This window comes from Natronococcus occultus SP4 (assembly GCF_000328685.1).
In the GTDB taxonomy this organism is placed as follows: Archaea; Halobacteriota; Halobacteria; order Halobacteriales; family Natrialbaceae; genus Natronococcus; species Natronococcus occultus.
Genome location: NC_019974.1, coordinates 3,644,421 through 3,657,917 on the forward strand (window position 1 = coordinate 3,644,421; position 13,497 = coordinate 3,657,917).

Here is a 13,497-nt window from a genome sequence, read left to right on the forward strand (position 1 = left end):
GCCGCGGACTCCGCCTCTGACACGCATCGCTCGCGAGTTCCCCGGTCTCCTCCCCCCATCGCTGCTCTTTCCACCGAGATACCACCGGAACCCGTCGAGCGGCTCGGCCAACTATGTTTATACATTCGGAATAGCTTCTTATTATAGCTAATCGATAAAAAGATTATTATGACCCGCTTAGGTAGAATTAGGTGGTCGGTGGGGGAGTTATTCGAACTGCCCTAACGGTCAGAGGTCATGCCCTCACTACCGCTCCCACCGACCTCGCACCACGAACTACTACACGAACCACGCGGAGCGAGCTGGAGCGGGACTCCGACTCGCTCGCCTTTTTGGGATGTCGCCGATCGATCGCGGCCCGACACCGCGGCTCGTCGGTCGCGCCGATCGATCGAACGGTGGTCGTTGTTGTCACTTGCGTAGTGACGACCGTGGTACTTCGGTCGCACTCACGGACCGCTTATCCTGCTCGACGGTGACCGAAACGTATGGCGACCGACCCCAAAAGGCGGGCTGCCGGAACGTGCACCCAGTGTGGAAGCGTCTTCGCAGTCCGTCGGTCGGACGACGCAGTCGAGCCGATCGGCGTCCGTCGCTGTTCCTGCGGGAACTCCTCGTTCGACGTCCTCGAGAGCGAGCCGATCGATCCGTACGCGACCGACGGCTGAATCGATTTTCGACGACTCGCCGCAGAGACGACTCCGTCCGTCGACGTCTCGGTTCGTCCTCGGCCGCGAGCACAGCTCCGTCTCGCTCGACGGTTCTGTCGATTCGGACGACTGACCGGTCGCGCAACGAGGACGGACCGATCGACACAGCTGTCCGTGGAGTGACAGAATGTTCTCGACGGGGCGGATCGGTCGACCGCGGCGGCTCGTAGCTGAACGTCGATCGATTCCGTCGTCGCTTCGATTCCGATATCGTATTATATCAATAGCTCAATCGAGGAAACATGTATGATTTAACCGGCTTCCAGCGGGACCTGTTGTACGTCATCCAGGGACGAGACGAGCCACACGGGCTGGCGATCCAGGAGGAACTCGAGGAGTACTACGAGAAAGACATCCACCACGGGCGGCTGTATCCGAACCTCGATACGCTCGTCGACAAGGGGCTCGTCGAGAAGGGGCAGGTCGACCGACGGACGAACTTCTACACCGTCACGCGGCGTGGCAAACGCGAACTCGAGGCGCGCAGGGAGTGGGAACAGCAGTACGTCGACGAGCTGCTCTCGGAGTCGTAGCTGCACTCCTCTCGCGGCCGAGCGACCGCTGTCTCCCACCGCGAGCCCACGCGAGTCGCGGATCGAAACGGCGACTCCTCGGTGCACGGATGGGGGTGTTCGGAGTGCGTAACGCGACACACGGAGACCGTAACTAAGGGGCATACGGCGGACGGACGTACCATGGCAGGCTTCGGACCGAAGCGGATCGGGGTGTTGGCCGATCCCTACCTCAACGGGTGGCAGGTGCGTGCGCTCGAACGGCTGCAGGCCGATCACGACGTAACGATCCCGCTGATCGTCACCAACGAAGAGAAAGCCGACGGCGATCCCGAGGCGTGGAACACACGAACCCGGATCGGGCTCGCGGACGTCCGGCAGTTCTTCGAACTGCTCGACCGGGAACGAGCATGGGCGCTCGTGCTCGCCGAGCGCAACCTCGCCAAGCTGATCGGCGAGGAGCGCCCGCTCTGGCGGCGCCACGCGGTCGAGAACGTCGCTCCCCTCGCCGAGACTGACCACGTTCCGTGCGATCCCGTGCGGGACGGCGCCTGGTACGAGTTCCCCGACGAGGTCGTCGACCGCGTCGCCCGGGACTGTGACGCGCTGGTACTCTTCGGCTTCGGGCTCATCCGAGGTCCGATCCTCGAGGCCCCGGAGTTCGGGGTGTTGAGCTTCCATCCCGCCGACATCCGTTCCTACCGTGGGATGGGGCCGCCGGCGGTGTTTCGCGATGGGCAGGATCGGTGTGGAACGACCCTCCAGCGACTCGACGAGTCGATCGACGGCGGCGAGATCGTCGCATACGACGACGTCCCCATCGGCGACTGCCCCACGCTGTGGGACGTCTTCGACCGCGCCGCGACCCGCCAGATCGCGCTGCTGAGCGAGGGGGTCGCCAACCTGCAAGCGCCCGACTTCGAGCCGGCGACGGTCCCCGAGGACGAGCTCGGCGAGGTGTACTACCGGAAGCGACGCCGCGAGCTCTCCTTTTCCGGCGGGATCCTGCTGCAGAACCTCGTCGGTCGCGCCGAACGGCGCCTGCGCCACGGCAGGCCCGGGGGGTCGACGACCGAACCGTCTGCGCCCGTCTCGGGTCCCGGTCGCCCGCGATCGGGGGATTAGTTCTCCTCATCTTCGTCGTCCTCGAGCCCGCCGTTCGCGTTCTCGTCGTCGACCGTCTCCTCCTCGGTCGGGTCGTCCTCGGGATCGTCGCCCTCGGGCGCGACCGCGTCCTCGTTGTCGGGCTCCTGGTCCTCGTCCTCACCACAGCCCGCCAGCGCGGCGAGCGAGCCGACGGCAGCGAGCCCCAAGAGCTTCATTGTGCGCCGTCGCGTGCGGTTCGTGACGTCGGATTCGTGTTCGCCTATCGACATATATACGTCGACGGTTGGGCGCTCCCGCAGATAGCGGCTGTGCTTGCGACGGACGGACGCAGTATGCAAGGCGGGAGGCAAAGGGCGTGGATCGCCCGAATGCGACCGACTACCGGATGGACCCCCACGAGTTCTCGCGACAGCTCGCCGACCGCGCGGCGAGGACGCCGTCGAAGCTCGGCCAGGCACCGTCCCGAACGCTCCAGCTCGCCGCCGCCAAACCGGGCGAGACGCCCTACGAGATCGTCCACGAGGAACCGCCGGTTCGGCTCCGTCGGTACGAGCCCGAGCGTCCGGCGACCGACGCGACGCCGGTAGTGATCGCCTACGCGTTCATCAACGATCCCTCGATACTCGATTTCGCGCCGAAACGAAGCGTTGTCCGAACGCTCCTCGACCGAGGACTCCCCGTCTACGTCGTCGACTGGGGCGATCCGTCGCCGCTGGATCGTTCGCTCGGCCTCGACGACTACGTTCGGCGCTTTCTGGCCAACTGCGTCGACGCCGTTCGCGAGCGTCACGGGGCCGACGCGGTCCACCTGCTCGGCTACTCGACGTCGGTCCCGCTGGCGGTCGCCTACGCCGCGCTGTTTCCCGACCGCGTCCGAACGCTCGCGTTACAGGGGCCGCCGATCGACTTCCACGCCGGGGACGATATGGAGCTGTTTCGCTCCCTTGCCGCCGAACAGGACCACGAACGGATCGTAGCTACGTTCGACGCCGTTCCGACGCCGCTGCTGGAGCTCGGGCTCGCCTGTCGGAAACCCGTCGAGTACACCGTCACGACGCCGCTTCGGCTCTGGGATCAGCTCGACGACGCGGCGTTCGTCGAGGAACAGGGACGGAAACTCGAGTGGATCACGGGCGGGCCGCACGTGCCCGGGCGGCTCTACCGCGAGTTCGTCGAGGGCCTGCTCCTCGAGAACCGGCTGATCGAGAACGAGCTCGAGCTCGGCGGGCGCCGTGTCGATCTCGCGTCGATCGAGGCGCCGACGCTGCTCGTCCTCGGCACCGAGGACGCCTACGTCCCGCGAGCGGCGAGCGTCCCGCTGCTCGAGGCGATCGAGAGCGACGACACCGACGTCCTCGAGCTCCCGACGGGCCACGTTGGGCTGTCGGTCTCGGCGGTCGCCCACGAACGTGGCTGGCCGCAGGTCGCGGACTGGTTCGTGGAACGGAACGCCTGACCGCGGGTGGCCGGGTCAGCGCCCGAGAAGCGTTCGCACGCGGGAATCAAGAAACCGCTTACACCCGTCAGTCCCCGTGGTATCAGCCTCGTACCGGCCGTGAAAGGCAGTACCACGAGCGCGCGATCCGCTCTCGATCCTGCCGGAGGGATGGCTACCGGGGACCCGTCGATTCCGTCAGCCAGGACGAGCGGTTCAGGACGGAGTCAGGCGCTCCCAGAGCGATTTCATCTCGGAGGCGGCCGCCAGCGTGTCGATCTCGCCGTGGGCCGACTGCTCCTCGTCGTAGTTCGCCTCGAGGGGCTGGTGAACCTCCTCGCCGAGTTCGAGCTCGGTCGCCAGCAGTGACAACCCCTCGTAGGTCGACATCTCGACTCGTTCGATCATCAGTCCGGTCGTGAGATAGACCAGATCGAGCAGATCCTCGTCGTCGATCTGCGCTTCGAAACCGCGCCGCTGGGCGTCGATCGCGTCGAGGATCGGCGCCTCCCGGGTCTCGGCGTCGATCCCGAGGGTCGCAAAGACGTCCTCGAGTCGCTCGATCTGGGCCCGGGTCTCGTCGCGGTGGTCAGCGAAGCTCCGGTGCAGCCGCCCGTTGGTCGCGCTGGTCGCCAGCTCGTCGAGCGTCTCGACTAACTGCCGTTCTGCGTAGTACTGCTGGCGGAGCTTGTAGACGAACAGTCCCTCGAGCGTATCGATGCTCATACTATCTCAAAGCGCCCGCCTCGAATAGTCGCCGCCCACGAACACGCAGGGGGCTACTCCGATCGGAGCGACGGAACGTCGGCCGGCGTGTCGAAGTCGTGGTAGTGTTCGCCCTTCTCGGTGCTGAGGATGTCCAGTGCCGCCGCGCCGCCGTCGCCGGCGGCGATGACTGCCTGCCACTCCTCGGCCCGGACCATCGCACCCGTCGCGTAGCAGCCCTCGACGCTCGTCTCCATGCTGAGGTTCACGTCGACAGTATCATCGTCGGCGATCTCACAGCCCAGCTCCTCGGCGATCGATCGATCGGCGCCGGTCGCGAGGACGACGTAGTCCGCCTCGTACTCGTCGTCGTCGGTCTCGATCCGGAACCCGCCGTCTGTCTCCTCGACGGCGGTCACCTCCTCGTCGCCGTGGAGGTCGGCACCTCGGTCCTCGACCTGACCACGGGTAACTGACATGAACTCGCTGCCGCTGATGCTGCGGATCCCCGGATAGTTGAACAGGTGGGCCTTGTGCATCCAGGTCTCGTCGGTGTCGAAGACGACCGTATCCAGGCCGTTCTTCGCGGTGAAAAGTGCCGCACTCAGTCCGGCCGTCCCGCCGCCGACGATGGCTACGTCTGTCATGGCCTGGCCTACGACGAGCCGCCAGTAAACGGTTGTGTAAGGGGCGGTCAGTTCCGACACTCAGTCCTCGAGGACGTCGACGCCGATCCGGGCGGGTTCAGGCACGGGGTCGCTTCCGACGGCGACCGCACCGCGGGCCTCCGTCGCGTCCTCGCCGTCGGTCAGGACGATCGGGGCCTCGATTAGCAGCGGCGCGAGGACGCCCGCGATCACGGTTCCGAGCTCCGAAAGCGGCGCGCGGACGACGACCCGATCGTCGGGATCGAGTCCGTGGTCGTCGACGACCCCGCGGGCCGCCTCGAGGGCCTCGCCGTGGGTCAGCGTCCGCTCGCTGTCGGTCACCAGTGCCGTCTCCGGGTCGACCGAAAGCGGCGGGAAGGAGGGGTTTTCGCTCCAGAGGCCGGCCTCGAAGTGATGGATCCCCGGCTGGTCGGGCTGGTCGCCGTAGTAAACCCGCTGGGCTCCCGGCGGCAGCTCGTAGGCGTCGCCGTCCTCGGTCGGCACGACGAGCGCGCGGAACGCGTCCGTCTCAGCGAGGTCGGTCGGCGGATCGAACCGCGTGGTCCCCTCGAGCAGGGTCGTCCCGAAAAAGGCGAGCAGGGCGAGGGGCCCCTCGCCGGCGACGCCGACGGTGACGTCCTCGCGGACGCCCGAGTGACGAAGGAAGTTGCCGGCCTTCCACGAGGAGGTACAGAGCCAGTGGCGGTCGTACTCGCGCCCGGTCGCGTCGACCAGCGCCGTCCGATCGCCGCGTCGCTCGCGAGCGAGCAGATCGTCGACTGTCGCGGCGTTCATACGAACCACTGGGAACCGATCCCAAAAAAGCGCGCCGACTCGCGAACGTCAGTCCTCGGCCGCCTCTGCTGGCTGCTCGAGGTCGGTTCCCAGTAGGTCGAGAAACGCGGCGAGCCACTCGGGGTGATCGGGCCAGGCCTGGGCGGTGACGAGGTTGCCATCCCGGACGACGTCGTCCGCCCACTCCGCGCCGGCCTGGCGCATATCGACCTCGAGCGCGGGATAGGCCGTGCAGGTCCGGCCCTCGAGGACGTCCGCGGCCGCGAGGATCTGCAGGCCGTGACACAGCGAGGCGACGGGTTTCTCGTCCTCGAAGAAGTGCCGGACCGTCTCGAGGACCTCGTCGTAGGTCCGCAGGTACTCGGGCGCGCGGCCGCCGGGGACGACGAGCGCATCGTAGTCGCTCGGCTCGACCGCGTCGAAGTCGTGGGTTAGTTCGAAGTTGTGGCCCGGCTTCTCGGTGTAGGTCTGGTCGCCCTCGAAGTCGTGGATTGCCGTCGGACACTGGTCGCCGGCCTCCTTCTCGGGACAGACGGCGTGGACGTCGTGGCCCACGGCCTGGAGCGCCTGATACGGCACCATTACCTCGTAGTCCTCGACGAAGTCGCCCGCAAGCAGGAGTATCTGTTCGGACATGGCGTGGTCACGTACACCACAGTTCGTGAAAACTCGCGTTGTGAGTCGCTGTGACTGTCAGCAGGGCAGACGGGTCGGTCGCGGGCAGTCGCTCAGAACGCCCGCTTGATCTTCTCGAAGAAGCCTTCGTTGACCTCGATCTCGTCGCCGCCGGCCTCGGCGAACGCCTCGAGGGCGTCGCGTTGCTCCTCGTTGAGCGAGTCCGGCGTGACGACCTGGACCTTGACGTAGAGGTCGCCGTGGCCGCGGCCGCGCAGGCGGGGCATCCCTTTCCCCTGCAGACGGAACGTTTCGCCGCTCTGGGTCCCCTCGGGAACGTCGAACTCGACGCTGCCGTCCAGCGTCGGCACCTGCACCGTATCGCCGAACGTCGCCTGGGGGAACGAGATCGGCAGCCGGTGGCGCAGGTCGTCGCCCTCGCGCTCGAACTCGTCGTGTTCGGCGACGGCGACGTCGATCAGCAGGTCGCCGCGGGGACCGCCCTCGGGACTCGGCGATCCCTCCCGCTCCATCCGCAGGGTCTGGCCGCTCTGGATCCCGGCGGGCACCTCGACGGTCAGGCTCGCCTCGCCGCGGACGTACCCCTCGCCGCGACAGTCGCCACAGGTCTCGGAGTAGAGCGTGCCCTCGCCCTCACAGCGCGGACAGGCGCTGGTCTGCTGGACCCGGCCCAGCGGGGTCTGCTGAACCTGGGTGACCTGGCCACGTCCCTGACACTCGGGGCAGGTCCGGGACTCGGCGCTCGGCGGGTGACCCTCGCCGTCACAGCTGTCACACTCTTCGGGTCGCTCGACGGTAAACTGCTTCTCGACGCCCTCGTAGGCCTCCTCGAGGGTAATTTCGAGATCGGTTCGAAGGTCCCGGCCCTTGCGCGGGCGCTGTCGACCGCGACCGCCACCGCCGCCGAAGACCTGCTCGAAGATATCGCCGAGACCGCCGCCACCGCCCATCCCGCCGCCCATTCCGCCGAACGGGTCGCCGCCCATCCCGCCGGCACCGCCGCCGGCGTCGTAGCCGTGCTTTTCGGCCTGCTCGTAGCGGTCGTGGCCCATCCGATCGTAGGCCTCGCGTTTCTCCTCGTCGGTCAGGACCTGTTTTGCCTTCTGGATCTTCTTGAACTTCTCCTCGGCGTCTGGGTCGTCGCTGACGTCCGGGTGGTACTCCGTGGCCTTCTCCCGGTAGGCCTGCTTGATCTCGTCGGCGGATGCGTCGCGGCTCACGCCGAGAACGTCGTAGAAGTCCTCGCTCATTCGTTGTGGGCGTTACTCGGTTGAGACACTTGAAACGACCGTTCCGAACTTTTTCCGTGTCCGGGTTCGTCGCGGGCGAATCACTCCCACAAAAACTTCGACGAAAAATACCGGAACACGCAGCGTTTGCGGCCCGACTACAGCGGTTAGTTGACGGCTCGTCCTGTTAGTTCTCGTCGTCCTCGTCACCACATTCGAAAACTCACTACGTTCGTCTTCGAAACTACGGAAGAGAACGACTCGTCCAGTTAGTCCTCGTCGTCCTCTTCGACGTCGTCAGACTACGTCTGACGGGCTGACGAAAACGACTCAGTCTTCGTCGTTTTCGTCAACGTCCTCGAAGTCGGCGTCGACGTACTCCTCTTCGTCGTCACCGCCGGCAGCGCCGCCGGGACCGGCAGCGCCACCCATGTCGCCCATCCCGCCGGGGCCGGCACCTGCCGCACCGCCAGCGGCGCCGCCAGCCGCACCGCCGGCGCCCGCCGCACCGGCCTGCTGCTGGTACATCTGCTTGCCGATCTCCTGGAGCTCGGTGCTGAGCTCCTGGGTCGCGTCCTCGAGGTCCTCGGCGTCGGCCTCGTCGTCGTCGACCGTCTCCTCGAGGTCCTCGATCGCCGCCTCGATGTCGGCGCGGACGTCGTCGTCGATCTGGTCGTCGTTCTCCTCCAAGAGCTTCTCGGCGCGCTGGATCGTCGCCTCGGCCTCGTTGCGGGCCTCGATACGCTGGCGCTTCTTTTCGTCTTCCTCCGCGTGTTGCTCGGCCTCCTCCTGCATCTCCTCGATCTCGTCGTCGGAGAGGCCGACGCCGCCCTCGATGGTGATCTCCTCGCTCTCGCCCGAGCCCTGGTCCTCGGCGGAGACGTTGACGATCCCGTTCTCGTCGAGCGAGAAGGTGACCTCGATCTGTGGCGTCCCCGCGGGCGCCGGCGGGATCCCGGTGAGGTGGAACTCGCCGAGCAGTTCGTTCTCCTCGGCGATCTCGCGTTCACCCTGGAAGACCCGAACCTGCACGGAGGTCTGGTTGTCCGCCGCGGTGGTGAACACCTTCGACTCCTCGGTCGGAATGGTCGTGTTCTTCTCGATCAGGCGCTCGAAGAGCCCGCCTTTGACCTCGATCCCCAGCGACAGCGGGGTGACGTCCAGCAGGACGATGTCGTCGACGTCGCCCGAGAGGACGCCGCCCTGGATCGCCGCGCCCAGCGCGACGGCCTCGTCGGGGTTGACGTTCTTCTGGGGCTCCTGCCCGGTGAGGTCCTCGACCTTCTCGCTGACCTGGGGCATCCGGGTCGAGCCGCCGACGAGCAGCACCTCGTCGATGTCGCCCTTGTCGTAGCCGGCGTCTTCCAGTGCCTGCTCGGTCGGCTCGACGGTGCGCTCGATGAGGTCCTCGGTGAGGCTCTCGAACTTCGCGCGGGTCAGGGAGTCCTCGAGGTGGACAGGACCGTCGTCGGTCGCGGTAATAAACGGCAGGTTGATCTCGGTCTCCTTGCGCGAGGAGAGCTCGATCTTGGCCTCCTCGGCGGCGTCTTTCAGCCGCTGGAGGGCCTGGCGGTCCTCGCGGAGGTCGATCCCGTGTTCGGCCTCGAACTCCTCGGCGAGGTGGTCGATGATCGCCTCGTCCCAGTCGTCGCCACCGAGGTCGTTGTCCCCGTTGGTCGCGACGACCTCGTAGACGCCGCCGCCGAGATCGAGGATGGAGACGTCGAACGTGCCGCCGCCGAGGTCGTAGACGAGGACGGTCTGGTCGGATTCGTCGTCGAGCCCGTAGGCCATCGACGCCGCAGTGGGCTCGTTGACGATGCGCTCGACGTCGAAGCCGGCGATCTCGCCGGCGTCTTTCGTCGCCTGGCGCTGCTTGTCGTTGAAGTAGGCCGGCACCGTGATGACGGCCTTCTCGACGTCGTCGCCGAGATACTCCTCGGCGTCGCGTTTGATCTTCTGGAGGATCATCGCCGAGATCTCCTCGGGCGTGTACTCCTCGTCGTCTACCTCGACGGTGTACTCCTCCTCGCCCATGTGGCGCTTGATCGACTGGATCGTCCGGTCGGGGTTCTGGACGGCCTGGTTCTTGGCCGGCTTGCCGACGAGGCGCTCCTCGTCGTTGAACGCGACGACCGACGGCGTCGTCCGCTCGCCCTCCGCGTTGGCGATGATCTCAGGATCGCCCCCTTCCATGACCGCGAACGCGCTGTTCGTGGTACCGAGGTCGATACCGAGAATCTTGTTGCTCGTCATTACGAGACGGCTAATGCTCACTTTGGTTTAAAGCTTATCACAGCGAGCGAGCGCACTTTGGATTATAGCAATCCAGGTGAACGAGCGCTGCTCGGACCGGATATCGACCGCCACCCGGGTACCGTTCGATCTCCGAAGCGAGTACTGGCACTTCCGCCGTGCTCGCGCAGCTCGCCTCGAGTGCCGCGGCTCGCCGTCCGCGCTTTAAGTACTTCTGGATACAAGGTGGTGCTATGACGGGAAGCCGTCTTGCTGTATTCTCGCGTCGCCCATCGTGCTGTCAGCTGTGCTGACCCGTGGAGACGTCGTTGGCAGCACTCTCCCGATCGGTTCCGTTTGGTCGAGGATCCGTCTCCGAACTGCTTGCCCCACTGTACAGAGTAGCAGGCTCGCTCACCGAGGAGAGCAGCGTATTCGATACGGGTTCGTACTCCGAATTCGTGAAAATATACGAGTATTTGTGGGCGCGAGAGAGATCATGGACGAGGCGCTGCTCGATGCCCACCTCCGTGCAATCCGTGCTGCGATAATCGCCGTAGCGCTCGCTCTGTTGGCTATTTCAGTCAATCTCGGAAGTCTCGGACTCGGTGGAACGTTGCTCGCAGCCACGGCCATCGGTTTCATCATGTACTCTGTAGCGCCCTCCTCGTTCGCCTCGAAAACCGATGCGTGAGCGGATCTACAGGCGGGGCAGGCCGAGTGTCTCGGGACTTGATCCCGAGGAGGTCAAGGACGGTACATCTAGCGTCGGCTCTTGGAACCGGTCTATCGGTCGTGACCGTCTGCCGGGGGAAGCGTGAACGAAAACGTCGATCCGTCCTCCGGTTCCGAATCGACCCACATCTCGCCACCGTGGCGCTCGACGATCCGCTGGCAGAGCGCGAGCCCGAGACCCGTTCCCTCGTACGCCTCACGACTGTGTAACCGATCGAAAATATCGAAGATGCGGTCCTGATCATCCGGTTCGATACCGATTCCGTCGTCGTGAACCGAGATCACCCAGTCCTGCTTCCGACGTTTCGCATCGATGTGAATACGGGGCGAGGAATCGCCGCTATAGACGATGGCGTTTTCGAGCAGGTTTTGCAGTGTTTGGCGGAGTTGGTTACTGTCACCCGTCACTCGAGGGAGTTTCTCGGCCGTGATCTCGGCGTTGGCGTCCGTGATCTGTCGGTGGAGATCCTCGAGGACGTCGTCGAGGACGGCCTCCAGTTCGACCGGTTCGAACGAACCGCCCTGCGTTTCGACCCGCGAGTACGCGAGCAATCCGTCGATCATCTCCCGCATCCGGTCGGCGCCGTCGACGGCGAACTCGAGGAACGCTTCGCCGTCCTCGTCGAACGCATCGCCGTACTGGTTCTCGATCAGCCGGAGGTAGCTCGAGACCATCCGGAGCGGCTCCTGCAAGTCGTGCGAAGCGGCATAGGCGAACTGTTCGAGCCGCTCGTTCGACTCCTCGAGCGCTCGTTCGCGGTACCGCCGTTCGATCTCGTAGCTGACCCACTGGCCCATCAGCTCGAGGAACGTCCGCTCGGTGTCCGTGAACTCGCGGTCGCGCGGCGTCGTACTCCCGACCCATAGCGTTCCGTACGGCGTCGAACCGTTCATCACCTTCGTGCCGAGATAGCACGACAGCCCGTGTTCGCGGTGGATCTCGTCGTCCTCCCAGTCGGTGCCGCGAACGTCTGCCTTCCCGATCGGTTCGTCGCTCTCGAGGGCCTGCCGACAGTAACAACCCTCACCGGGATCGGTCCATATCGTCTCGGCTTCGTCGTCCGCGGCATCCCCGTAGCCGACAGTGAACTCCTGTTGGAATCGGTCCTCCCAAGCGGGCAGATGGGCCAATCCGGCTGCCTCGAGCCCCATCCACTCGCGGCCAAAATCGAGTAACTGCTCGAGTTTCGCTTCGAACTCGAGGGCAGGGTTGGCAGTAATTCGGTAGCTTTCCTGCAGGAACGTCTCGCGTTGCCGGCGCTCGAGTTCGGAGCCGAGCCACTGTCCCATCAGATCGAGATACGTTCGCTCGGTATCGGTGTAGGGCTCCTTCCGAGGCTGTTCGGACGCAAAACACAGGGTTCCGTACTCCGCACCGCTGACGCGGACGGTTGTCGCGAAGTAGGCGTCCAGCCCGAACCGTTCGTACGCGCGGTCGGTGGCCCACCCGGCTTCGGCTGCGTCAGTCACGGCGATTCGACCGGGAGCTGCGAGGAGCTTCTCGCAATAAGTGCCCCGCAGCGTGTCGGTAACACCCGCGGCGATCCGGTCGTGATCGCCGACCGCTTCGACGATCTCGAACGTCTCGCCGTTCTCCGTCCGGGCGAAGTACCCGATCTCGAGACCGAACCGATCGCTACCCAACTCGAGCAGACGGCGGATCTTCTCCTCGAACGACTGGCCGGAGTCGGCCGTTACGTCATAGAGCTGTTTCAGGAACCGTTCTCGCTCTTGCAGTTCTGCCTTCGCCGTCGTCCGCTCGCGGAGCGTCTGGAGCATACGGTCGTTCTCGCGAACGGGCGCGTCGTCGCCGAAGAGCTCTTCGGGTGGCGTGTAGTAGAAGTTGTGACAGGCCGTGCCGTCGTAGATGAGATGTGGGTGGGTCCGGATGACGTTCTGGATCAGCTCCGGATCGAACAGGTCGCGGTCGTACTGGCAGATCGCGAGGACGTCCTCCCGGTCGAAGAGATCGTTGATTTTCGACTCGTACTCCATCAGCTGTTCGATCGTCGTCTCGTCCGCCCGGATCCACGACATCTCGGCGACGAGGCGGAGCGCCTCGAACTCCTCGGTGGCCGCCGCAGTAGCGTCGGCGTAGAACTGGATCATCTCGGCGGAGTCGAACGACCCGTCCCGAAGATAGGTCTCGTCGACGGTGTAGAACTTCAGCGCGCCCGACTCGAGCGCGGCGTCGACGTCGATGCCGGCAGTCTGCAGCCTCGTCCGAACCTCGGCCTCGGTACTCTGATCGACGACGTACGCGATGCGCTCGCCCCGGTCGAGGCCGTGACGGACGAACGGAACGGCGGCCTCGAATTTCCCCTCACGAGTCTCGTAGATGTGTGCAAAGTGGTCGTTGCAGTCGTGCCCGTCGAGGGCTTCGACCGGGCCGCTGAACTCCGAGCTCGACTGAAACGCCTCGAGTCCGGTCTCGAGGGTCACCGGCTCGCTCGCTCCCTCGTTCGACGTCGCGTTCTTGCTCATGTGTCACCGCTGATCGACCGAAAACAGACTCGTATATTAGGTACAGCGGGAGAGAAGCGCCGCCGACGGGAGCGAGAGGAGAAGAGCGCCCTCCCACGTCGTTCGCTCGGCTCGGCAGACAGCGATGATGCACCACTCATATAGCAAGTTCATCAGGGCAACAGGGAAAAGCTCGTCGGGGTCTCTGTCGAGGGACTCGTGGCGACTGCGACGAGATTTCGGCTCCCCTGGGATCCCGTTTCCCTCACGAGAAGCCTGTTGAATACA

At 65.3% G+C, this 13,497-nt stretch carries 13 protein-coding genes; 5 read left to right on the plus strand and 8 right to left on the minus strand.

Going from position 1 to position 13,497, the window contains the following annotated elements:
* The first annotated feature begins 488 nt into the window (after window positions 1-488).
* The 3 genes from NATOC_RS17705 to NATOC_RS17715 all read left to right on the plus strand — a co-directional run bounded on the left by NATOC_RS17705 (window position 489) and on the right by NATOC_RS17715 (window position 2,347).
* On the plus strand, window positions 489-668 hold the full coding sequence (locus NATOC_RS17705; RefSeq protein WP_015322856.1) for a hypothetical protein: 180 nt from the start codon (window positions 489-491) through the stop codon (window positions 666-668).
* Between the two features lie 284 nt (window positions 669-952).
* A complete protein-coding gene (locus tag NATOC_RS17710) occupies window positions 953-1,243 on the plus strand; it encodes a PadR family transcriptional regulator (RefSeq protein WP_015322857.1) in 291 nt (96 codons plus the stop codon).
* A 162-nt stretch (window positions 1,244-1,405) separates the two neighbouring features.
* Window positions 1,406-2,347, plus strand: coding sequence for a formyltransferase family protein (locus NATOC_RS17715; protein WP_015322858.1), 942 nt, complete (start codon window positions 1,406-1,408; stop codon window positions 2,345-2,347).
* Here NATOC_RS17715 and NATOC_RS17720 read toward each other — a convergent pair.
* Complete coding sequence (locus tag NATOC_RS17720) at window positions 2,344-2,598, minus strand: hypothetical protein (protein WP_015322859.1); 255 nt, start codon at window positions 2,596-2,598, stop codon at window positions 2,344-2,346. The genes NATOC_RS17715 and NATOC_RS17720 overlap by 4 nt on opposite strands.
* Before the next feature lie 86 nt (window positions 2,599-2,684).
* Between NATOC_RS17720 and NATOC_RS17725 the strand changes: the two genes are divergently transcribed.
* On the plus strand, window positions 2,685-3,785 hold the full coding sequence (locus NATOC_RS17725) for an alpha/beta fold hydrolase (protein WP_245549663.1): 1,101 nt from the start codon (window positions 2,685-2,687) through the stop codon (window positions 3,783-3,785).
* A 195-nt stretch (window positions 3,786-3,980) separates the two neighbouring features.
* On the opposite strand, the gene NATOC_RS17730 is transcribed toward NATOC_RS17725, so the two are convergent.
* From NATOC_RS17730 to dnaK, 6 genes are all read right to left on the minus strand, one after another.
* Complete coding sequence (locus tag NATOC_RS17730; protein ID WP_015322861.1) at window positions 3,981-4,490, minus strand: YciE/YciF ferroxidase family protein; 510 nt, start codon at window positions 4,488-4,490, stop codon at window positions 3,981-3,983.
* Between the two features lie 53 nt (window positions 4,491-4,543).
* Window positions 4,544-5,116, minus strand: a complete 573-nt coding sequence (locus NATOC_RS17735; RefSeq protein ID WP_015322862.1) for an NAD(P)/FAD-dependent oxidoreductase — start codon at window positions 5,114-5,116, stop codon at window positions 4,544-4,546.
* Between the two features lie 60 nt (window positions 5,117-5,176).
* On the minus strand, window positions 5,177-5,911 hold the full coding sequence (locus tag NATOC_RS17740) for an acyl-CoA synthetase family protein (RefSeq protein ID WP_015322863.1): 735 nt from the start codon (window positions 5,909-5,911) through the stop codon (window positions 5,177-5,179).
* A 48-nt stretch (window positions 5,912-5,959) separates the two neighbouring features.
* On the minus strand, window positions 5,960-6,547 hold the full coding sequence (locus tag NATOC_RS17745; protein ID WP_015322864.1) for a DJ-1/PfpI family protein: 588 nt from the start codon (window positions 6,545-6,547) through the stop codon (window positions 5,960-5,962).
* Between the two features lie 92 nt (window positions 6,548-6,639).
* Window positions 6,640-7,797 (minus strand): molecular chaperone DnaJ, encoded by a 1,158-nt coding sequence (dnaJ, locus tag NATOC_RS17750; RefSeq protein ID WP_015322865.1) that lies wholly within the window; start codon window positions 7,795-7,797, stop codon window positions 6,640-6,642.
* Between the two features lie 309 nt (window positions 7,798-8,106).
* Window positions 8,107-10,032, minus strand: a complete 1,926-nt coding sequence (gene dnaK, locus NATOC_RS17755; RefSeq protein WP_015322866.1) for a molecular chaperone DnaK — start codon at window positions 10,030-10,032, stop codon at window positions 8,107-8,109.
* 478 nt (window positions 10,033-10,510) lie between these two features.
* Between dnaK and NATOC_RS17760 the strand changes: the two genes are divergently transcribed.
* Window positions 10,511-10,705: a hypothetical protein gene (locus NATOC_RS17760; RefSeq protein WP_015322867.1), complete on the plus strand. Its 195-nt coding sequence runs from the start codon at window positions 10,511-10,513 to the stop codon at window positions 10,703-10,705.
* Window positions 10,706-10,797: 92 nt separating this feature from the next.
* Here the strand turns inward: NATOC_RS17760 and NATOC_RS17765 are convergent, their stop codons facing one another.
* The gene (locus tag NATOC_RS17765; RefSeq protein WP_015322868.1) at window positions 10,798-13,230 is read right to left on the minus strand and encodes an MEDS domain-containing protein; all 2,433 of its coding nucleotides are present in this window, start codon (window positions 13,228-13,230) and stop codon (window positions 10,798-10,800) included.
* Window positions 13,231-13,497 lie beyond the last annotated feature (267 nt).